Here is a 21,496-nt window from a genome sequence, read left to right as displayed (position 1 = left end):
TCAGGATACTGACTGTGGTGAAATTTCAGAAGTAGTAAGACCATATTTTTCTTTAAATGAATAATAGAAATGGGACAGGTTTTCAAATCCAAGATCCAGATAGATGTCAGCCGGTTTTTTATTTTTATGTTTGATAAGATAATACGCTTCCTGTAACCTTTTTTCCTTAATCCATTTTTTAGGAGGCATATTGAATGTCTTCTGAAAATCACGCTTGAAGCCTGAAAGGCTGCGTCCTGTCAGCTTTGCAAAGGCATCTATAGAAAGATTAAAGATAAAATTCTTATTCATAAATTCCTTCAGGTCCGTTTTATGGGGATCGGAAAAATCAAAAAGCAGATTTTTAAAATCAGGATTGCTCTGTAAAATAAGCTCAATAGCTTCTTTCACTTTTAAGGAAGCAAGATTGGAGCTAATTGTTTTTGTTTTATCAATGTAAGGAGTAAGCGAAATAAAATAATTCGAAAAGAATGCATCCGATTCAAAGAATATTTTCTTGTTATTATGAAATACATCGTCGGTTACTACTTTATTTTCAGCGGCATATTGCCGTAAAGTTTCTTTATCCAGTGTTATAGAAATAAATTGGTATTTTGCACTTTTGGCAGGATACTTTATGGTCCTGATCAGCTGGTTTTTTCTCACCAGAACCACTGTATTTTCCTTTATAACGGTTTTCCCCTGATCATGGAAAGCATGGGTTTCACCAGACAGCTGAAAACCAAGGAAATGATCAGGAATAAATTCCTCATGTCCCCTGTGTTTTTCAAATGCACAGGAATACACCAGTTGATTAAATAATATTTCAGATTGTGGAGCCATTATACAAATATGCAAAATTTAAAAAATAGAAGAGGCTCCTTCAAGTGCTATTTCTCTATCCTGCTCCACAGTACCTCCTGAAGACGCGATAGCACCTATTATATCCCCTTTTTCATTCCTGATGATTACGCCGCCGGCAATCGTAAGGAGACCGCCGTTTGAATTCAGCATGCCATATCCGTGAATGTCTGCGCCAGCAATGATGGTTCCCATTACCTCCGTGTCTACTCCGAACATAACGGCCGTTCTTGCTTTTTTTATGGCGAAATCTATTACTCCGTATACACTGTCTAAGCGGGCAAAAGAAACCAGATGTCCTCCGGTATCTACAACGGCAATGCTTACGGGAATACCAAGTGTTTCTGCTTTTTTAATTGATTCGTTTAATGCTTTTGTTGCTTCGTGATAAGTAATATTCATGTCGTTTAAATTTAAATGGGAGAATGAATGCATGAACAATAATATTCATGCATTCTATAAGTAACTGTGTTTTTAGCTCTTTGCGCTCCAGGCTTCAGTTTGTAATTGTTTTACAAAATCCTCGGTTTCCTTTGGATGCAAATTTCTGAAGTTGCTATGGTCATCCAACGTAACATTTACAATAACATCTGCCATGGATTGAGGATCCAGTTGATGGGCTAATGATTCTTCAGCTCCTGCAAAAGCAGATTCCGGAGTGAAGTTTTCTTTAGGATCATACCAATGTCTTATGGAATCCACTCCCCTGTCATTAAAACCGGTTCCGAATACTCCCGGATTGCATGTCGCAATTTTGATGTTAAAAGGAGCCAGTTCTGTCTTTAAGCCCTCAGCTATAGCTTCCAGAGCATGTTTTGATGCGCAGTATGCTGCCACGTACGGAACCGTCCACAAACCTCCCATAGAAGAGGTAAATACTATTTTTCCGCTTTTCTTTTGAACGAATTTTTTAATGAATCCCTGAGCGAGTTCCAAAGCCCCGAATACATTCACCTCAAACATTGAACGGATAAGATCCAAAGGCTGTTCAGCAATAGGTCCGCCTTCCATAATACCGGCGTTGCTTATTAAAATATCAATATCATATTTTTTTAAGATATAAGCGATATCTCTTGAATTGGTAACATCCAGTTTATCAACAGTCATTTCTACCCCTTGCTCTTTGGCTTCACGGATCATGTCGCTCATCTGGGGGTATACCTGTGTTGTAGCAATTACATGGTGTCCTTTTCTTGCTAAATCGAAAGCTGCTATTTTTCCAAATCCGCTTGCTGCTCCTGTAATTAAAATCGTCTTACTCATTTTGTACTTTTTATGGGTTAGTCATAAGGCAAATTTCAGATTTATACAGTCTTTGTTTATTGGTGAAAAGTCCAATGTTTTATTGCTGGGAAGTTCACACTGAAAAATGATTATTTTTCATGATTTAATGATAATTGGTCAGCTTTTTGAATGATAAATTAAACCAAATCGCTATAAAAGCATTATATCTTTTATCGATAACAAAATATACCTCATTTGAAACTAATTACATTCACAAAAAAAGGAATATACTGCCCTCAGGGTCAGTTTTACATAGATCCGTGGCGTCCTGTAGATCTTGCGGTTATAACGCATGGCCATGCTGATCATGCCCGTTGGGGAATGAAGAAGTATTTTTGCCATGATTTTACAAAACCTATTTTATACCAGAGAATTGGTCCCGATATCGAATGTCAGAGTGTAGGATATGGAGAAGTTACCACGATCAATGGAGTAAAAGTTTCCCTTCATCCTGCCGGACATATTATAGGCTCTGCCCAGGTCCGGTTAGAATATAAAGGATATGTAAGTGTGATTTCCGGAGATTATAAGGTTCAGGATGATGGATTAAGTACACCCTTTGAATTGGTAAAGTGTAATGAATTTGTTACTGAGAGTACCTTCGGACTTCCCATCTATAATTGGCTGGATATTGAAGATCTTAATAAAAAGCTTCAGAACTGGGTGTTGAGAAATAAGGAAAATTCCAAGACTTCAGTTTTTGTAGGATATTCTCTTGGAAAAGCTCAGCGTATCATGAAAGCTGTAGAAGGTCTGGGGAAAATACATGTCCACTACTCTATCGGAAAGCTTAACGAAGCATTTGAAAGTGCCGGAATCGTCCTGCCTGAGTATGAAATCCCGGATTTCAGAGAAAGCATAAAACACCTGCAGGGTGAAATTGTCATTGTTCCGCCTGCTTTACTGGATACCAATATTATCCGCAAAATACCGGATGCCGCTACGGCAATTTGCTCCGGCTGGATGCAGGTTCGGGGGGCCAGAAGATGGCGGAGTGCTGATGCAGGGTTTGCAATGAGTGACCATGCGGATTGGGGTGGATTGTTACAAGCTGTAAAAGCTACCGAAGCTGAAATAGTACATGTAACCCATGGCCAGACTGAAGTTTTTTCAAAATACTTAAATGAAATAGGAATTAAGGCGGATGTGGTTGCCACCCAATTTGGCGACGATGAAGAAGAGGCTGAAAAAGAAATCATTGAAAACCCCGAATCATGAGACATTTTGCAGAACTGATCAACGCTTTGGAAAGCACCAATAAAACCAATGCCAAAATTGATGCGATCATTGATTATCTTGAGCGTGCTCCTGATGAAGATAAAGTTTGGTTTATTGCCTTATTTACAGGCAAAAGACCCAAAAGGAATGTCAATACAAATTATATGAAAGAATGGGCTTTGGAGATTACAAAGCTGCCTTTCTGGCTTTTTCAGGAAAGCTACTCTTCTGTCGGAGATCTTGGAGAAACACTTTCTCTGATTCTTCCGCAACCTACCGAAAAAATAGAACGAAGTCTTTCACAGTGGATGAATGATATTGTGAACTTAAAAGAAAAGACAGAGGCTGAGAAAAAAGAGTTTGTCTTAGAATCGTGGAATGGGCTGGATTATACAGAACGATTAATATTCAATAAATTACTGGGCGGAAGCTTCAGGATCGGCGTATCGGATAAAACACTGATTAATGCGCTTACAAAGTATTCCGGACAGGAAGCCAGTGCACTAATGCACAGTATGATGGGGAAATGGAATCCCGGTGAAGTTTCTTTTCAGGAACTGATCTCCGCCGAAAAAGTAAATACAGATAATTCACGTCCTTATCCATTTTGTCTTGCCTATCCTTTGGAGAAAGAGCTTTCGGAATTGGGAGATCCGGATGAATGGCTCGTCGAATACAAGTGGGATGGAATCCGCGGGCAGATCATCAGGAGAAATGATGAAGTATTCATCTGGTCCCGGGGTGAAGAGTTGGTAACAGAACAGTTTCCTGAAATTGCAGAGTCTGTAAAGGCCATGCAGGGGAATTTTGTCATAGATGGAGAAATACTTGCGGTAAGGGATGATAAAGTTTTAAACTTTAATGAATTACAGAAAAGGTTAAACCGTAAAAATGTCACCAAAAAAATGCTTACTGATGTTCCTATCGAAGTATTTGCCTATGATCTTATTGAGCTTGAAGGAAATGATCTGCGCGAAAAACCTATATCAGCCAGAAGAGCAATGCTCGAAGAATTATTCCTGAATGAAAATCCCGAAAAATTAAAGCTGTCAGCAATCGTTGATTTTGAAAAATGGGAGGAACTGGATCAGATCAGGGAAAGCTCCAGGGATATTAATAGTGAGGGTTTAATGCTTAAACAAAAGAACTCTCCGTATCATTCAGGACGGAAAAAAGGAGATTGGTGGAAATGGAAGATCAATCCCATGACCATTGACGCAGTGCTGATCTATGCTCAAAAAGGAAGTGGCCGACGAAGTGCTTACTATACCGACTACAGTTTTGCAGTTAAAAATGGAGATTCACTGGTAACAATTGCTAAGGCTTATTCAGGATTGACGGATAAGGAGATCATGGAAGTAAGCAGGTTTGTTAATAAGAATGCGATTGAAAAATTCGGTCCTGTCCGGACTGTAAAGGCGGAACTTGTTTTTGAAATTGCTTTTGAAGGAATAGGTTTCAGCAGCAGGCATAAAAGCGGGGTGGCTCTACGTTTTCCGAGAATCGTAAGATGGCGGAAAGACAAAACAGTCGATGAAATTGATGATCTTGAAGAAATAAAAAAACTGATACAATAGTTTGAGTGCTTTTGAACATACCAACGGATTTAAGGTTATCCAGCAATGGATGGCTGAAAAAGGTAATACCCCATTTAAATTCCAAACGGATACCTGGTGGAAATTTGGAAACGGATACAGCGGAATGGTTATTGCGCCTACGGGATTTGGTAAGACCTATTCCGTGTTTTTGGCGTTAATTACAGATTTTCTTAATCATCCTGAGAAATTTAAAAAAGGACTTAAAATGATCTGGATCACTCCTCTCCGATCCCTTTCCAAAGATATTGCTAAAGCCATGGAAGAAGCTATCAATGAAATCGGGTTGGATTGGACAGTAGGTGTCAGAAATGGTGACACTGATCCTAAAACCAGACAGCAGCAGGTAAAAAATATGCCTGAAATCCTTGTCGTAACACCGGAAAGTTTACATCTGCTTCTGGGACAGAAAAATCATGTTAGATTCTTCCAGAATCTTCACTGTATTGCTGTAGATGAATGGCATGAGCTGCTGGGATCCAAAAGAGGTGTGATGGTGGAACTGGGAATTTCGCAGGTCAGAAAATATGCTCCAACACTAAAGATCTGGGGAATTACCGCAACAATAGGTAATCTTGAAGAAGCAATGGATGTTCTGATACCGTATGATGTAAAAAAAGTGAAGATCACGGCTAAACAACATAAAAAGATCGATATCATTCCTGTGTTTCCGGATGAAGTTGAAATTTTACCGTGGGCTGGACATCTCGGGGCTAAACTGGCAGATAAAATTGTTCCCATCATTCTGGAATCCAAATCTACCATTGTTTTTACGAATACCCGAAGCCAGAGTGAAATGTGGTATCAGCTGCTTTTAAATGCATATCCTGATTTTGCCGGGCAAATTGCCATTCACCATAGTTCCATAGATGCTCATTTAAGGATCTGGATTGAAGAAAACTTAAGTAACGGCAAATTAAAGGCTGTTGTTTCTACTTCATCTTTAGATTTAGGTATCGACTTTAAACCTGTTGATACAGTGATCCAGATAGGATCAGCAAAAGGAGTCGCAAGATTTCTGCAACGGGCAGGAAGAAGCGGACACTCCCCTTTTGAAACTTCAAAAATATATTGTGTTCCTACCCATTCCCTGGAGCTGATCGAGGTGGCAGCATTGAAGGAAGCCGTCAAACAGAAAGTTATAGAGCCCAGGGAACCTCAGGTTTTGTGTTTTGACGTATTGGTTCAGTTCCTGATGACTTTAGCTATAGGTGATGGTTTCTACCCTGACGAAACCTATCAGGGAATTAAAAACATTTATACTTTCCAGGAAATAAGGGATGAAGAATGGCAGGCTATAATAGATTTTCTTACCATTGGCGGCAGTGCTCTGAAAAGTTATGAGGAGTTTCATAAGGTAGTTATTATGGAAGATGGTTTGTTTAAAGTTACTTCCCGCAAAATAGCTATGCTGCACAGAATGAACATGGGAGCGATTGTAAGTGATGCCATGCTGAAAGTGAAATTTATTTCCGGAGGCTATATCGGAATGGTTGAGGAATATTTTATTTCAAAGCTTAAAAAAGAAGAGAAGTTCATTTTGGCTGGAAGAGTTCTTGAGGTAGTAATGGTGAAGGATATGACCGTTTATGTACGGTTGGCAAAGGGAAAAGCTCTGGCTCCGAGCTATCTTGGAGGAAGGTTACCTTTAAGTTCAAATCTAGGGCATTTCTTAAGGGAAAAACTTTCCGGTGCATTGAATCCTTCATCTTCGGAAAAAGAGCTGAAATTTTTACATCCATTATTGGTTAATCAGGAAAAAAGGTCCCATATACCGAGAGAAGATGAGTTTCTGGTAGAACTTATTAAAAACAGAGAAGGTTACCATTTGTTTATGTACCCTTTCGAGGGACGTTTAGTGCACGAAGTAATGGCAGCCCTGATCGCTTTCAGGATTTCAAAACTGGCTCCCATTTCATTTTCAATGGCCATGAACGATTACGGATTTGAATTGTTCAGTGATAAGGAGATTCCGATACATGAAGATAATCTGCAAAAGATCCTGACCCGGGATAATCTTATGGTTGATGTAATATCGAGTATTAATTCGGCTGAAATGGCCCGGCGAAAATTCAGGGATATTGCTGTGATCTCCGGAATGGTGATTCAGAATTTTCCCGGACAACAAAGATCGAACAAAGCTTTGCAAAGCTCAGCAGGCCTTATTTTTAAAGTATTGGAAGACTATGATCCCAATCACTTCCTTGTTCGTCAGGCCTATACGGAAGTCTTCAACATGCAGCTTCAGGAGCAAAGGCTCGTGGAAGCTTTTAAGAGAATAGAAAAATCAAAGATTGTTTTAAAATATTCCAATACTTTTACCCCTTTAAGCTTTCCTATTAAAGTTGACAGTCTTCGTCAGACGCTTTCAAGTGAAGGGTTAGATACGAGGATACAAAAGCTGATACAACAGGCGACTAAGGGAAGAAAATAGAAAAAGAGAGTAAATAGAGCAAAGAAAAAAGAGAAAAGAGAAAAGACCGGAATACTCAATAATCTTTAACTTTGCCTCTAACCTCTAACCTCTAACCTCTAACCTCTAACCTCTAACCTCTAACAAATAAATGAACATCGCCACAAAAAACGTAACCATTCAATCTGAAATCTTCACCTTAACCAATCAGCGCGCTGTATTTTGGAAAAAAGAGAAAGCACTGATTTTATCCGATCTTCACATCGGGAAAACAGCCCATTTCAGAAAAAATGGAATTGCTTTGGCGAACCATGTAATGAAAAGTGATCTGGAGCGTCTTTCTGTGCTGATTGCTTATTTTCAGCCTGAAAAATTTATTATGGTAGGCGATCTGCTTCATGCCGGAAATAATTCTGATGTGGATGAATTCTGTGCATGGAAAAATCAATACCCGGATCTGAAATTCTATCTTGTGGAAGGAAATCATGACCGGATTTCCAAAGTGCTGGATGAAAAATTATGTCTTGATTTTAAAGCCGATGTGCTTGAATTAGGAGATATCCTGTTTATTCATGATTTCGACAATTCGAATCCGAAGTTCCAGATTACAGGGCATATCCATCCGGGATTTGTCATCAGCTCTCCGGTTAAAAATATCCGTCTTCCATGCTTTGTAAAAACGTCCGGACAGTTGCTTCTTCCGGCTTACAGTGAATTTACCGGTTTAGACACAAAGAATCTTCCTAAAGGAGGAAAATTCTTTGTTTTTACCGATGCCGAGATCTATGAAATTTAAAATTGTTTATTCAATGTTTTCTTCATCATAAGATCTGTCTGTTCTTCATTGCCTAAACGGAAAATATGTTTGTCAAATTCCTCAAAACCGTTTTTTTTATAAAAACTAACAGCCCTATGGTTTTCTTCCCATACGCCAAGCCAGATATAAGCCTTATTTAGCTCTTGGGCAGTGTTTAATGCTTTTTCATAAAGAAGCTGACCCACTTTTTTACCGTGATGGCTGCTCTTTACGTAGATTCTTTCAATTTCAAGTGACGAATGGTCCTGTAACTCAGTCTGTGCAGTTCCAGAATTCAGTTTCAGATATCCGATCGGGTTATCTTCTTCCCAGGCAATAAAAAAATAAGATTCGGGATTATTCAATTCATCAGTCAGTTTTTCTTTATTAAAACTTTTTTCAAGATAAAGATCCATCTCTTCTTTGGAATTGCTTGCTGCAAAGGTTTCCGAAAAAGTTTCTTTTCCAAGGATCTGAAGGACATCCAGGTCTTCCGGAAATGCTTTATTGAGTATTATCGAGCTCATATTTACTGTTGCTTATTACTAATTGTAAAATTACAAATAGATTATAAAAAGGGATGGATACAGAGTTGATAAAAATTGACATTTTTGATAATAACATTGGTTTTACCGATAGTTTGTATTGAAAATAAAGTTTTCAATATTTACAAATATTCAGGAAATTTGCAACATGAAAATCATTCCACTAAAAGAAGGTAATTTTGTAGCCAGCCCAACCAAAGACTTCAGTCTTTTAACCACGGGGAAAATTGATCTTGCCCAAGGAATAAAAATGGCTGTACAACCTTTTCTGATCATTACTAAAAACGATTATATTCTGCTTGATACCGGATTGGGCTGGAAAAATCAAACAGGAAAAATGGTTATTTTAGACATTCTGGAGAAAGAAAATATCAGCCGTCATCAGATTACCAAAGTCCTGCTCTCCCATTTACATAAAGATCATATCGAAGGAGCGATCCTGCACCTTGAAACCGGCTTTGAGGCTACTTTCCCCAATGCTGACCTATATATTCAGAAGCGTGAATTGGAATATGCACGTGAAAATACAGGAAATCCATCGTTTGATTTCGATACCCTGGATAAGCTTGTTCAATTACCAAACATCGTCTGGATGAATGATGATAAAGGCAGCATTACCAATGAAATTTCTTACGAAGTGGTTGGAGGGCATACTCCTTTTATGCAGGTTTTCTGGATCACTGAGGACGGGCAAACTGCCTTTTATGGTGCTGACGATTTGCCACAGGAAGCCTATCTGCACTATCATCTCGCTTATAAAAGCGATTTTGATGGCAGAAAAGCTATGGAATTACGACAAGACTGGCAAAAGCAAGCCGAAGAAAAACATTGGAATATATTACTGTATCACGATCTTGATAAAACGGCTATACAGTTCTAAATCCTCCTATAAATCATTAAACCACTTGTAAATGTCTGTTTCAGAGGGAATGAACAGCTTTTTTCTGATTCTGTTTTTTCTGTTCTGGATGGCTTTTGGCGTTACAAAAGTATAGGTTGCAATCTCTTTTGTTGATAAATTCAGTTTTAGATAAACACAAAAAATCAATTCCGAATTTTTTAAATCGGGTTGTATAAGGGATATTTTTTCAAAGAAATTGGGATAAACTAATCTGAATTTATTCAATAGACGTGGAGAATTTTCTTTGGCTAATGCTATAATTTCGTCTTGAGCAAAAAATTTTTCGTTTAAATCTTCTAAATTAAATCCAGGTTTTTCGTTTTTCATAATATTTTTCTCATCTCTACTAGTTTCTGCAACGTTATCATTTTATTACACTGCTACAGAGTTTAATACGCTTTCTCACTATTATTTTTAATACATTTAGAATCTTCTGATTGTTATTGAAAACAATAGGAACACCATTAATTTTTTAGACTGAACTATTTTTTACAATTCCTTCATACCTTTAAAAATAAAGTTTGCTTTAACAAAGACAAAGAAAGAAAAAATGATTAAATTTTTGTTAAATTAAAATACCACATAGATACCACGCGAGTCTCTCCATAGTGCCAGTCAGATTTATTTTTAGTGTTTTTTCCAGATTCCGCATTTTTTAAGTGAGAATTCAAATGTACACCGCTTCACTCATTACTTTTTATGATCATGATCAATGTTTTTCTATTTTGTTATAGCAGCATGTTTCCACATACCGACAAATAAAATACGTGGTACTGATGTGGTACGTGATTTTTAGGAAATTACCGAAAATTAGTCTCTCTTTACTAAACAAAGGTAGCGGCTACCTTACCAGCATATTTAATTTTTAACCTTATAAGCTGATATTACCATGATAAATGAAGATCTATTGCTTTCCTATGGAGCAGAAGTTAAAAATTATAAATCAGGCGACACGATATTCCGGGAAGGAGAACTTGCACTACATTACTACCAAATTATTAAAGGAAAAATAAAACTCAATAATTATACGGAAGACGGAAAAGAATTCATTCAGAATATTTTTTCGGATGGGAATAGCTTTGGAGAATCCATTTTGTTTGTCGATAAACCCTATCCCATGAACGCGGAATCCCTCACCCCCTCCACAGTCCTCAAACTCTCTAAATCGGATTTTTTAATTTTAATGAAAGAAAATCCTGAAGTTTCCAACAATATTTACCAGTGTATGGCAGAACGGATGTATTACAAATATGTTATGTTGTATAATCTTTCCGTTCAAAATCCCGCTTCCAAATTAAAACTCTTAATGGATTATCTTAAAAGCTATGACGAAAATAAGACACCGTATTCTTTTCAAATCCCTTTAACCAGGCAACAATTGGCTTCTTTAACAGGGCTTCGTGTAGAAACTGTAATTCGTGTTATAAAAAATATGGAAAAAGAAAATGAATTAAAAATTGTGAACCGAAAAATTTTCTATTAATTTTAAGCAAAACTAACTATCATGAATTCACAAATTGTTACCGGCAATCTATGGACCGCTCACAGAATTGAAGATTACTACATTGTAAAGCTTCAGGACAAAGCAGATGTTCTGGATGCTTTAAATGATTTTGTCTCGTATGAAAGGATCAAATCAGGAAATTTTTCGGGTGTAGGAATCGTCAAAGAGATGACCCTTCGCTTTTTAGAGCCTATTGTAAAGAAGTATTTATATACCCATTTAAATAATCCCATAGAAATTCAGAATATTTCAGGAGCTGTTTCAGATCACGAAGGAAAAATATCCGTTTCCTTGAATGCTACCCTCGAATGGAGAAATGAAACCACATTGTCGGGTCAGCTGATTGATGCTAAAGTACACGGTTGTACGGAATTCCTGTTTTATTCTGCAGATGACCGGATAATCACCGATGAGTTTCTGGACCTCTGCCATACCAGCTTCTGGAGTTTTAATTAATTGTATTATCCAAAAATACTTCAGATCCTTATTGAATAGGGATCTGATTGTGCTTTCGGAATCCATTGCCAGCCTTTTTCGGTTTTCCCAATATATCCTATCCCCGGCCACGGAAGATGGCAGGTGGTCACTAAAGTATTGTTGACAGAACAACTTTCTAAAATCCGCTTTCTGGTAGCAACTCCTTCTTCAAAATTAACATCCCATTGGGTGCCCCAATCCGGATGAGCAATGAGCAAAGAAGAATGAACCACATCTACGAGGTGTGTGATAGATTGGTCACCGGAAAATATATGCAATATAATATGCCCAGGTGTATGGCCGGGTGCCAGTTCTGTTTTGATGCATGAGAATAATACATCGCCGGGCTCAAAAATAGTAAGCTCATTTTTAATCGCTCCAAGGATATCGGTCTGTATTTTTCCTGTTGGATAAACAGTCATTTTGCTTTTGGAGAAATCTTTTGCTTCGCTGTTCCAGAAGTTATATTCCGGAGCCGGTATGTGATATTTTGCATTAGGATATCTTCTTCCGCCATCTTCAAAAAGGATTCCTCCGATATGGTCCCTGTGTGCGTGCGTGATCAGGATGTCCGTAACGTCTTCCGGTGAGAACCCTGCTTCCGATAAGCTATTTTGAAGCCAGCCAGCGTTTACGGGATCATGATACCCTTCGCCGGTATCCACAAGGATATGACGGTCTCCACTCTTGATAAAAAGGGTGGTAATAGGCATCTCGTATTCAGATCCGGGTAAGTGTAAAGATTTTAAAGCATCCTGTACATTCTCTTCTTCAATTTCAGGAGCTAAAATAGGTTGTGGATTACCTATTCCAAAATATCCGTCCGATACAATATAAACATCCATTTCCCCCATTGGAATATGGATCGATGCGCTATTTTTTGATTTCATTCGCTTTCTGAATTAATATATTCCTATATCAGTTTTCAAAAACTGTTTTAAATAAGAAACACCAGATCATAAGAACTGGTGGTAAATTGATTTACTGTATTGCAAAATTAAATAATTTTATAAATAAAAAAAATACTTTAAATTAAAATTAATCCTTTCTGACAGGCAATTTCTGTTATTTAAAACAACAACTTCCTGAATGCCTCGGCAGCAAGATGTACCTGTACCGACCAGTCGTCAGCAGCATCACTGCCAGCATCATCCGAAATATATTTCAAACTTAGAAAAGGAATTTCCTCATTCATCGCAATCAATGCCAGAGGATAAGCTTCCATATCCACTACATTATAATCTGTTTCTATATGATCCATTTCAAAGCTGTCACCACTTCCGCATATCCCCTGTTGTACTCCATCCATTTTCAATCCGTATTCGAGGACAGGTGGAATTCCCGATAACGGAGTCTCATATTTTTTAAACCCAAGACCTCTTACGTCCATATCGCGCTGGATAAATTTTGTGCAACAAACAATTTCTCCTTTACCGAATGTTTTGCTCCCTGCGGAACCCAGATTAACAATTAGCTTCGGTTTTCTGGAATGGATTTCCCTGGTGAGTGCTGAGGCAGCATTCACCTTTCCTATTCCGGTGATCAGTTTATGGGTATCATTAAAAAGATCTGCGGCTTCAGATTCCAGTGCGAAAACAAAGAGGGTGCCTTCTAACGGATATGTATGCTCAGAATTAATTGCTATCATGAGTAATAATTTTTAGAAATAACGGATGCAAATGTATTTATTAAAAAGCATATAAAAAATCTGTGCAGATGGTTTTTTCTCACACTGTTCAAAACATAGTTAGATTTGGTGTTGCGTGTAAAGACTCATCCCAAAAGGGTTGAGTCTTTTTATACGGATAAACAGTTAATCGTTTTTCCACCAATTATTTCAGCAGTTTTTTTCCAAGGCGAATGCTGTATAATGTAATCATTACTGTAATCACAAGGAATAAAGCTCCGATCCATGGTGTACTTCCAATTCCTAAAGATGATGTTACAATAAGCCCACCTGAATAGGATCCTATCGCAATTCCGATATTAAAGGCGGCAATATTAATGCCTGACGCCACATCCTGTGTTCCCGGAAGTTCCTTTTCTGCAATCTGAACCACTAAAAGCTGTAATCCGGGAACACTGGCAAAAGATAATGCTCCGAGGAAGAATAAGGTTATAATACTTAAAACCGGACTGTGAACCGTAAAGTAAAAAAGAAATAAAACCAGACCTTGTGCTATAAACATCCATAATAATGCTTTCAGGGGATTTTTGTTAGCTAACCTTCCTCCGATAAGGTTTCCCAGAGCAATAGCAATTCCATAAATCAGTAAGATCAACGTTACAACAGATTCTTTCAGCCCTGTAATTTCCTGCAGAATTGGTGATAGATAAGTGAAAACGACAAAGGTTCCGCCATATCCCATAGCTGTCATTAAAAAGGCAAAAATTAAACGTTTATTGGTAAGTACTTTTAACTGTTGTTGTAAAGAAGCTGTTTTTCCATTTTGTAAATGGGCAGGCACAAGAATCATACTGGCCAATAACCCGATAATTCCTAAAATAGCGACTCCGATAAAAGTTGCCCGCCAGCCAAAATGCTGTCCGATAAACGTTCCAAGTGGAACACCGGTAACAATGGCTAAAGTGAGGCCTGCAAACATAATCGATATTGCCGTAGCTCTTTTTTCCTCAGGAACTAAAGATGCTGCGATCGTAGATCCGATAGAAAAGTAGACTCCGTGAGCAAATCCTGTTAAAATTCTGGCTAAAATTAATGTAATAAATCCAGGGGCTATTGAAGCTAGTCCATTTCCGATAACGAATAGGATCATAATGGAGATCAAAAGCGTTTTGCGGGGTACCTTACCTGTTAAAGCTGTCAAAACGGGAGCTCCTATGGCTACTCCTATAGCATACAAGCTTACCAATAAGCCTGCTGAAGGAATGGAAATACCTAAATCTCCTGCTACTGTTGGTAAAAGACCTACGATAACGAATTCTGTAGTTCCGATTCCAAATGCACTGATCGTTAATGCCCATAGCGCAGCAGGAAGGCCTTTTTTTATCTTTTGGGTGACTGTTTTGTCGGAAACAGCTATTTCATTCTGATGATTCATTGTATTATGTTTTTGGTTGTTCTTTTAAAAGGACAAAATTCCGATGAAATTTTGTATTATTAAAATTAGTTAAATAGTAGTTATTTATTATAATTATAATAGTTTAGAGATTGAATTTAACCGGATCCGAATTTGTAATGATGAAAAAATATTGTTTATTTGTAGAAAAATACCGGTTAGTATCTAATGAAAAAATCTGAATCCACCCGACTAAACATTCTCCAGAAAGCATTTGAACTGATTTATTCCAATGGATATCAGACAACAAGCGTAGACGAGATCATAGCAACCACCCAGGTTACAAAGGGAGCTTTCTATTATCATTTCAAAACAAAAGATGAAATGGGGCTGGCCATCATCAATGAATTGATGAAAACTACCTTTCAGGATACTTTTATTGCTCCCTTTAAAAATACAGATGATCCATTGGATGCTGTATATCAATTGATGCATTCCCTTCTGATGGATAATGAATTTTTAAAAGTAGAATACGGTTGCCCTGCTTCCAATTTCACACAAGAAATGGCTCCATGGAATATAGAATTCACAAAAGCACTGAACAGTTTGTCGGGCCAGTGGGAGGAGGCAATGATCCAGGCAATTGATAAAGGCAAAGAAAATGGAACGGTTAGTGAAAAAGCAGATGCTAAAGGAATTGCAGTCTTTGTAATGTCGGGCTATTGGGGAATCCGTAATTTAGGAAAATTAGAAAACAATAAGTCAGTTTATCTTGTTTATTTAAAGCAACTTAAGGGTTATTTACAAGGCTTTCAATAATTTTTTTACTTAAAAACATACTAATTAGTATGTTTTTATTATATCTTTGTCTGCGTATTAAAAACTACATATGTACCAGACGCTTACTTTTCTGCATTCCATCTTCCGGTGGTTGGTTTTAATAAGCCTTATATATGCAATATTCAGCGCTTATAAAGGATACCGTTCAAACAGCAAATTCTCTAAAACTGATGATTCCGTGAGACATTGGACAGCAACGATTGCCCATATCCAGCTTGTTCTGGGAATTATACTATACTCCAAAAGTCCTATTGTCTCCTACTTCTGGAAAAATTTCAAGGTAGCTAAAGATACCGGTGACCTGTTATTTTTTGGACTGATCCACATTTCCCTAATGCTGATTTCTATTGTTATGATTACGATTGGCTCTGCCCTGGCAAAACGTAAAGAAACCGACAAGGATAAGTTTAGGACTATACTCTTATGGTTTGGCGTCGGATTGCTTATCATTCTTATCGCGATCCCATGGCCTTTCTCCCCTCTTGCAAACAGACCTTATTTCAGATAATTATGACAGATTTACTTAAAACCAAAATCGGACGCCTGCGGATCCTTGCTATTCTTGAAGGGATCTCGTTATTAACCCTCGTGTGCATTGCTGTTCCTATGAAGTATGGAATGGAAAATCCTTCTATAGTAAAAATCATGGGACCGGTTCACGGTTCTCTGTTTCTGCTTTTCCTTTTTAATACCCTGAGTGTGGGAGTTGAGCAACACTGGAAATTTAAAGAGACAACATGGAAAGTCTTAATAGCTTGCTTTATTCCTTTCGGAACCTTTTATATTGATAAAAAAATACTAAGCAAGCTATGAAGAACCTTCTTATTTTCTGGGGAATTTTGCTTGGGATTTATGTCATCTACCGGGTCTACAGATACCAGACTCTGGACAATGGTTTGGCCCAACTTATTAAAAACGGAGCCGTTATCCTGGATGTACGGACGGAGAAAGAATATGAAACCGGCCATATTAATGGTTCCGTCAATATTTCTTTAGGAACAATAAGGGAAAGGTATATCGAATTAGATCCCAATAAAACGTATATCACCGTATGCTCGCATGGGCTCAGAAGTGTAAAAGCTGAAAATATTTTAAAAGAAAGGGGATTTCTAAAAGTTTATAATGGTGGAGCGTGGAGTGACTTGGAGAAGACCTTGAAACCGGATTAAAAAAAATCGAAAAGGTCTAAAAAGATCTTTTCGATTTAATATTTTAAAATCTTTATACTTTCTGCTTTGCCTCAGATAAGGTAACCAGTTTTCCCAAAGCACCGAATTCATGAAGGTCGCCAAATACTTCTATCCTGATCGATTGATCGATCCCTCCTACTCTTAATGCATCATAGCCGGTATTATGAATTAGCTTTTCTACCTGAGGATCGATACTGGTATCATCTGTAGCATAGAATAAGACTGCTTTTTCAGGAGATTGATATGCTGCGTTGGACAACGTTTCGGCACCTAAGGTTCCCAGTGCTTTAACTAATTTTGCACCATGAGGAAGATAAGATGCATTGATTTCTCCTGCTGATTCATTTTCTCCGATAACTTTCTTGAATCCTCCACTTTCTGCGGGAGCAATCGGATTGGACGGATCAACGATGATTTTACCCTCCAGATCTGCTGAATAGTCTTTCATAAATCCACTGATGGTCCCAAAAGGAATAGCAAGGACTAGAATATCTGCATTTTTTACAGCATTTCGAATATCACTTGGTTCAGCATTCCATTTTTCAGAAAGTTCCTTTGCTTTTTCTAAATTACGATCTGCAGCAATAAATGAGGTATTGGACTTTGAAAGATTTCCTGCTACTGCCTGACCGATATTTCCCAAGCCGATTACGGCTACTTTTGATGATGTTGTCATGATGATTTCTTTTAAATTGATAAGACAAATATCCACCGAAAAATGCTCTGTTTCCAATGAACTGCATCAAGAAATACGATTGATCTGGTTTAAGATTTTGATTTTACCAGTCTGTTTCTAAGTCTGCTGAGAAATTCAGGTGTAATCCCTAAAAAAGATGCAATCTGTGTTTGTGACAGACGATTAGATAAATGGGAATACGTGTGCATAAAGAAAAGATATCGTTCTTCTGCCGTAGAACTTATGCTTTGCAACAATCTGTTTTGTAATGTGATAAAACTGTTTTCCAGCAAAACCCTGAAGATTCTGTCAAATTTAGGAGCATTTGTATACAAAGTAACTAAATCCTCCCGGGTGATCTGCAAAAGCATGGTATCCTCCAAGGCATCAATATTAAGTTCTGAAGGCTGTTTCTTATGAAAACTTCCAATATCATTGATCCACCAGTTTTCTGCAGCAAATTGGATAATATGAGTATGGCCTTTTTCGTCTACCTTATACATCCTGAGGCATCCCCGGACCACAAAATTAAAGTGAGTACAATGATCTCCTGCCTGAAGAACATATTGCTTTTTCCTGTATAATCTGGGCTTGAAAAGTTCAGTTACAAGTAGGCGTTCCTCAGCATTTAAAGGAATGCGTTGGTTAAAATAATCAATTAATGGCTCTACTGAATCTTGTCCGGGATTTTCTTTCATAAAATGGATTCGTATGACAAATTTACTATTCCTTTGCTAATTTTATCCATTGATCAGCAATATTTAAGGAAATCATAATTCTTATTCAGTGAGTCCCGTGCATTCCGGCAATAATACAACTGTGCAAATCCGTAGATTTTAGTCATTTTCAGGATGTAACCAGATTACTTTCTGTTCAGGCTGATGCTCGCGTCCAATGATATCCCGGTACAGATCTGGCCGTCTCGCTTTAATATACCGGTGTCCTCCTTACTGGAAGAGTTTTTCAGAAGTAATCAAAGCGGTTGTAAAGCTATCTTCAAATGAGCGACATTCTGCGAGAACATCTCCAAAAGGATCAATGATCATGGAGCAGCCATTTTTCAGCTGGTCATCATCCATTCCTATGGGATTGGAGAAAATAACGTAGATACCATTGTCATAAGCTCGTGCGGGCAGCCATTTCATAAGCCAGTCGCGTCCTTTCATTCCATCAAACTCAAGGCGTAATGAAGTGGGATCGGCTTCCCGGTTTTTCCAAAGTTGAGCATCTACAAAACCGGCTCCCGGTCTTGAGGAGGGTGTACACATGGTAACATGAGGCATAAAAATAATATCTGCTCCTAAAAGTCTGGTAGCCCGGACGTTTTCAATAATATTATTATCATAGCAGATCAAAATTCCGCATTTCCATCCATGAATATTAAAAATACAGTATTCCTGTCCCGGACTAAGATGGGGATTGATGAAAGGATGCAGTTTCCTGTATTTCGCTACCAATCCGTTCTTATCGACACAAACGTAGGCCTTGAACAGGTTATTATGCTCATCTTTTTCAAAAAGACCGGCTAATATGGTAATGTTAAATTTCCCTGCGATTTCCTTTAGTTTCTGTATACTTTTGCCTTTCGGAATGAATTCGGCAATATCGAGCATTTGTTCCCTGTTTAGTTTTCGGGCAAATGTATATCCTGTGATTGAACATTCGTGAAAGGCAATAACGTGTGAACCTTTATGGGCAGCTTCCTCGCTTAGCTTTTCTATGACTGAAAGATTGTATTCTTTATCTCCACTTTTGTTTTCGAATTGCGCGCTTGAAATTTTTAGATTGGTCATATTTTTTTCAGCAAAGCTATAAGCTTGGAGTATTCCGGAATTGTAAAAATCCGCCATTTTCTCTGTGGCGTTTTTATCTTAAAATAAAAATTAATAGTTAAAAAAAACACGTTCATTATATCCAGCGAATAGAAAATGAATTGTTACCGTTTTTTATTTATTGTGCTTTAAATTGGGTTCAATGAAGCTCTATAAAATTAACAGCTAATTTATTCTTCGTTGTAAGATATTGTCCGGGAGTCAGGCCAATGATGTTTTTAAAATCTTTGATCAGATGTGACTGATCAGTATACCCTGCTTCATAAGAAAGACTTGTCATGGTGGTGTTTTCAGTGGTATTCTTCATAAGACTCAAAAAGTGATGAAGCCGTATGATGGTATTGTACCTCTTAGGAGATATCCCAATATGGTTTTCAAATGTCCTTTCGATATGCCTTTCGGAATATCCTGTAAAGCGTTCGAGCTTTTTTAAAGATACCGTTCCTTTATTTTGTAAAAGATATTGCTGGGCTTTTATCAGCCAAAGCTCAGACATATTTTTTTGGGAAATCAGTTTTAAGAAGAAGAGATTCAAAGCATTGATTATCAATTGCGGATCATCTTTTTTATAAAGACTTTCCTGGAATGGTAGGAGCTGATTTTTTAAAATATCAGTTGCAGAAATGATTTCATTTTTAGTTTCTTTAGCAGGCACACCAAAAAGAAGATTGAAAAAATAGGGCTGAAAAACGACTGCCAATAAAGAAAACTCCCCTTTTGTATAAAGATCTTTGTAGACGGTTGGCTGACCATAAAAAAAAGATAAGGGCAGGCTTTGCATTGAACCATCGGACATATTCATATCGGGTGATAGGATAAGCCCTGTATTCCCGTCAGCAAATAAACGCAAGTCTTTATGATCTTTTTCAGTGTTTTTTAAAAAGATGTAATGTTTGATAAAACCGGATAATTGACTGGAAGGAGAAACCTGCATGATCCAAAATTAGGTAAAAATAACTAATAAAATATGCCATCCCGGAAACGGTGTATCCAATTTACATATTCTGCTGCAAGAGTTTGAATGATGAAAACAAGCAATTAAAGCCTTTATTTGAATATGCTTATACCATTTATAATTTAAACTTTTTAACGATCCATGGTAACGTTAAACCTTGTCCTAATAAGGAGATCAAAACCACAACGACAGATAAAAAGATAATTTCATTACGCATCGGAAACTGTTCTCCTCCATTAATCGTTGTTGGAAGACCTAATGCAATGGCTAAAGAAACGATTCCGCGCATTCCTGACCAGCTAAGAATAAAGCTCGTTTTGGAGTCGAACAAAGCTTCTTCGCTGATTTTTCTTTTACCCTGAAATGCCTTTTGAAGGTTAAATTGCTGCAGATATACCCTGGCCATTCTGATCAGTAAGGTTACAATCACAATAATAGCAGCATAACCCGCATAGGTCCATACCTGGATTTGAGGCATTTTCTTCAAAATAACAGGGAATTCCAGTCCAATCAATAAAAAGATCAATCCATTGAGTAGAAAAATAATGATATCCCAGAAATTACGGGATTGTTCCTTTACATGATCAGGAAATTTAATCCTGCTCAGTTTAGACATTCCCAAACCTAACATAACAACAGCAATTACCCCGGAAACTTTGAAATGTTCAGCAATAAGATAAGTTACAAACGGCATCAAAAGGATCAGGCTGTTTACAACCATGGCATCTTTACGGAAGAAGGCAATAGCGAATCTTAATGCTATAAAAATAATCCAGCCAATAAGAAATCCTCCTCCCAGTACACATAAAAATTCAATGGATGCTTTCCAGGTTACAAAAGCTACTCCTGTTACGGCAGCTACGGCAAAACGATATGCTACCAACGCAGAGGCATCATTGATCAAACTTTCTCCTTCAAGTATAGTCATTGTTTTATGGGAGAGACCCAATCCTTTTGTTACGCCTAAAGCTGCCACAGCATCGGTTGCAGATAGAATAGCGCCTAAGACAAAAGCCAATGGCCACGTCATTCCGGGAATTAGGTAATAAGCCAGCACAGCAATACCTGCAGTAGTCATAAAAACAAGTCCTATAGCCAAGGTACCTATTGTATTGAGATTGGTTTTAAACTGCTGAAATGAGATATTAAATGCTGCATCATACAATAAAGGAGGTAAGAAAAGCAACATAATGATCTCCGGATTGATTTCAACCTCTGGCATAGCGGGAACAAACCCGATCATCACCCCGGCAATTAAAAGCAGCATGGGGACGGGAACCTTAAATTTACCCGCTAAACCGGACACCCCGATCATCAGGGCCATAATTACTAAAATGACTGCATAGTTCTCCATCAGGTTTGTTGTATTTCAGAAAATGTATCGTTTTAACTGTTGTTGAGTGTATAAAA

24 protein-coding genes are annotated in these 21,496 nt (G+C 37.7%); 11 read left to right on the top strand and 13 right to left on the bottom strand.

What is annotated here, in order from left to right; genetic code table 11:
- The 3 genes from AC0INN_RS06010 to AC0INN_RS06000 form a co-directional block, all read right to left on the bottom strand.
- Nucleotides 1-822 (bottom strand): helix-turn-helix domain-containing protein, encoded by an 822-nt coding sequence (locus tag AC0INN_RS06010; RefSeq protein WP_273647983.1) that lies wholly within the window; start codon nucleotides 820-822, stop codon nucleotides 1-3.
- Nucleotides 823-840: 18 nt separating this feature from the next.
- On the bottom strand, nucleotides 841-1,242 hold the full coding sequence (locus AC0INN_RS06005) for a GlcG/HbpS family heme-binding protein (RefSeq protein ID WP_273647982.1): 402 nt from the start codon (nucleotides 1,240-1,242) through the stop codon (nucleotides 841-843).
- Nucleotides 1,243-1,314: 72 nt separating this feature from the next.
- A complete protein-coding gene (locus tag AC0INN_RS06000; RefSeq protein WP_273647981.1) occupies nucleotides 1,315-2,103 on the bottom strand; it encodes an SDR family oxidoreductase in 789 nt (262 codons plus the stop codon).
- Between the two features lie 216 nt (nucleotides 2,104-2,319).
- Between AC0INN_RS06000 and AC0INN_RS05995 the strand changes: the two genes are divergently transcribed.
- The 4 genes from AC0INN_RS05995 (at nucleotide 2,320) to pdeM (ending at nucleotide 8,146) form a co-directional block, all read left to right on the top strand.
- Nucleotides 2,320-3,342, top strand: coding sequence for a ligase-associated DNA damage response exonuclease (locus tag AC0INN_RS05995; protein WP_306612287.1), 1,023 nt, complete (start codon nucleotides 2,320-2,322; stop codon nucleotides 3,340-3,342).
- Nucleotides 3,339-4,919: an ATP-dependent DNA ligase gene (locus AC0INN_RS05990; RefSeq protein ID WP_273647979.1), complete on the top strand. Its 1,581-nt coding sequence runs from the start codon at nucleotides 3,339-3,341 to the stop codon at nucleotides 4,917-4,919. Before AC0INN_RS05995 ends, AC0INN_RS05990 begins: the two co-directional genes overlap by 4 nt.
- Nucleotides 4,920-4,968: 49 nt before the next feature.
- A complete protein-coding gene (locus AC0INN_RS05985; protein ID WP_373428011.1) occupies nucleotides 4,969-7,371 on the top strand; it encodes a ligase-associated DNA damage response DEXH box helicase in 2,403 nt (800 codons plus the stop codon).
- Nucleotides 7,372-7,501: 130 nt separating this feature from the next.
- Nucleotides 7,502-8,146, top strand: a complete 645-nt coding sequence (gene pdeM, locus AC0INN_RS05980) for a ligase-associated DNA damage response endonuclease PdeM (protein WP_172282827.1) — start codon at nucleotides 7,502-7,504, stop codon at nucleotides 8,144-8,146.
- Here the strand turns inward: pdeM and AC0INN_RS05975 are convergent.
- Nucleotides 8,143-8,673, bottom strand: coding sequence for a GNAT family N-acetyltransferase (locus AC0INN_RS05975; RefSeq protein WP_306612283.1), 531 nt, complete (start codon nucleotides 8,671-8,673; stop codon nucleotides 8,143-8,145). The two genes, pdeM and AC0INN_RS05975, sit on opposite strands and share 4 nt — an antisense overlap.
- 166 nt (nucleotides 8,674-8,839) lie before the next feature.
- On the opposite strand from AC0INN_RS05975, the gene AC0INN_RS05970 reads away from it, so the two are divergent.
- A complete protein-coding gene (locus tag AC0INN_RS05970; RefSeq protein WP_273647977.1) occupies nucleotides 8,840-9,571 on the top strand; it encodes an MBL fold metallo-hydrolase in 732 nt (243 codons plus the stop codon).
- Between the two features lie 6 nt (nucleotides 9,572-9,577).
- Here the strand turns inward: AC0INN_RS05970 and AC0INN_RS05965 are convergent, their stop codons facing one another.
- Nucleotides 9,578-9,919 carry a helix-turn-helix transcriptional regulator gene (locus AC0INN_RS05965; protein ID WP_172282833.1) on the bottom strand — a complete coding sequence of 114 codons (342 nt, stop codon included), beginning with the start codon at nucleotides 9,917-9,919 and terminating at the stop codon, nucleotides 9,578-9,580.
- 562 nt (nucleotides 9,920-10,481) lie between these two features.
- On the opposite strand from AC0INN_RS05965, the gene AC0INN_RS05960 reads away from it, so the two are divergent.
- Both AC0INN_RS05960 and AC0INN_RS05955 read left to right on the top strand, forming a co-directional pair.
- Complete coding sequence (locus tag AC0INN_RS05960) at nucleotides 10,482-11,075, top strand: Crp/Fnr family transcriptional regulator (RefSeq protein ID WP_273647976.1); 594 nt, start codon at nucleotides 10,482-10,484, stop codon at nucleotides 11,073-11,075.
- A gap of 21 nt (nucleotides 11,076-11,096) precedes the next feature.
- On the top strand, nucleotides 11,097-11,552 hold the full coding sequence (locus AC0INN_RS05955) for a PCC domain-containing protein (protein WP_172282837.1): 456 nt from the start codon (nucleotides 11,097-11,099) through the stop codon (nucleotides 11,550-11,552).
- Nucleotides 11,553-11,572: 20 nt separating this feature from the next.
- On the opposite strand, the gene AC0INN_RS05950 is transcribed toward AC0INN_RS05955, so the two are convergent.
- From AC0INN_RS05950 to AC0INN_RS05940, 3 genes are all read right to left on the bottom strand, one after another.
- Entirely contained in the window at nucleotides 11,573-12,463 is an 891-nt protein-coding gene (locus tag AC0INN_RS05950; protein WP_273647975.1) for an MBL fold metallo-hydrolase, read from the bottom strand.
- Nucleotides 12,464-12,642: 179 nt separating this feature from the next.
- Nucleotides 12,643-13,221, bottom strand: coding sequence for a 5'-methylthioadenosine/S-adenosylhomocysteine nucleosidase family protein (locus AC0INN_RS05945; protein WP_306612279.1), 579 nt, complete (start codon nucleotides 13,219-13,221; stop codon nucleotides 12,643-12,645).
- Between the two features lie 184 nt (nucleotides 13,222-13,405).
- Nucleotides 13,406-14,635, bottom strand: coding sequence for an MFS transporter (locus AC0INN_RS05940; protein ID WP_306612276.1), 1,230 nt, complete (start codon nucleotides 14,633-14,635; stop codon nucleotides 13,406-13,408).
- 186 nt (nucleotides 14,636-14,821) lie between these two features.
- Here AC0INN_RS05940 and AC0INN_RS05935 point away from each other — a divergent pair, with 186 nt between their 5' ends.
- The 4 genes from AC0INN_RS05935 to AC0INN_RS05920 all read left to right on the top strand — a co-directional run bounded on the left by AC0INN_RS05935 (nucleotide 14,822) and on the right by AC0INN_RS05920 (nucleotide 16,602).
- Nucleotides 14,822-15,412 (top strand): TetR/AcrR family transcriptional regulator, encoded by a 591-nt coding sequence (locus tag AC0INN_RS05935; protein ID WP_306612274.1) that lies wholly within the window; start codon nucleotides 14,822-14,824, stop codon nucleotides 15,410-15,412.
- 70 nt (nucleotides 15,413-15,482) lie between these two features.
- Nucleotides 15,483-15,941 carry a hypothetical protein gene (locus tag AC0INN_RS05930; RefSeq protein ID WP_172282847.1) on the top strand — a complete coding sequence of 153 codons (459 nt, stop codon included), beginning with the start codon at nucleotides 15,483-15,485 and terminating at the stop codon, nucleotides 15,939-15,941.
- A 2-nt stretch (nucleotides 15,942-15,943) separates the two neighbouring features.
- Nucleotides 15,944-16,246, top strand: a complete 303-nt coding sequence (locus AC0INN_RS05925; RefSeq protein ID WP_306612271.1) for a DUF3817 domain-containing protein — start codon at nucleotides 15,944-15,946, stop codon at nucleotides 16,244-16,246.
- Nucleotides 16,243-16,602, top strand: a complete 360-nt coding sequence (locus AC0INN_RS05920) for a rhodanese-like domain-containing protein (RefSeq protein WP_306612269.1) — start codon at nucleotides 16,243-16,245, stop codon at nucleotides 16,600-16,602. Before AC0INN_RS05925 ends, AC0INN_RS05920 begins: the two co-directional genes overlap by 4 nt.
- A gap of 52 nt (nucleotides 16,603-16,654) precedes the next feature.
- Here AC0INN_RS05920 and AC0INN_RS05915 read toward each other — a convergent pair whose 3' ends face one another.
- The 5 genes from AC0INN_RS05915 to AC0INN_RS05895 all read right to left on the bottom strand — a co-directional run bounded on the left by AC0INN_RS05915 (nucleotide 16,655) and on the right by AC0INN_RS05895 (nucleotide 21,440).
- Nucleotides 16,655-17,299, bottom strand: coding sequence for an NADPH-dependent F420 reductase (locus tag AC0INN_RS05915; protein ID WP_306612267.1), 645 nt, complete (start codon nucleotides 17,297-17,299; stop codon nucleotides 16,655-16,657).
- 89 nt (nucleotides 17,300-17,388) lie between these two features.
- Nucleotides 17,389-17,997, bottom strand: a complete 609-nt coding sequence (locus AC0INN_RS05910; protein WP_172282855.1) for a Crp/Fnr family transcriptional regulator — start codon at nucleotides 17,995-17,997, stop codon at nucleotides 17,389-17,391.
- 249 nt (nucleotides 17,998-18,246) lie between these two features.
- Nucleotides 18,247-19,092 (bottom strand): nitrilase-related carbon-nitrogen hydrolase, encoded by an 846-nt coding sequence (locus AC0INN_RS05905; protein WP_306612265.1) that lies wholly within the window; start codon nucleotides 19,090-19,092, stop codon nucleotides 18,247-18,249.
- 178 nt (nucleotides 19,093-19,270) lie between these two features.
- Nucleotides 19,271-20,065: an AraC family transcriptional regulator gene (locus tag AC0INN_RS05900; protein WP_306612263.1), complete on the bottom strand. Its 795-nt coding sequence runs from the start codon at nucleotides 20,063-20,065 to the stop codon at nucleotides 19,271-19,273.
- A gap of 136 nt (nucleotides 20,066-20,201) precedes the next feature.
- A complete protein-coding gene (locus AC0INN_RS05895) occupies nucleotides 20,202-21,440 on the bottom strand; it encodes a Na+/H+ antiporter (RefSeq protein WP_306612262.1) in 1,239 nt (412 codons plus the stop codon).
- Between the last annotated feature and the right edge of the window lie 56 nt (nucleotides 21,441-21,496).

The sequence above is a fragment of the Chryseobacterium subflavum genome, from assembly GCF_055762745.1.
The sequence above is the reverse complement of the archived record's forward strand: the minus strand, read 5'-3'. Positions and strand labels throughout refer to the sequence as shown.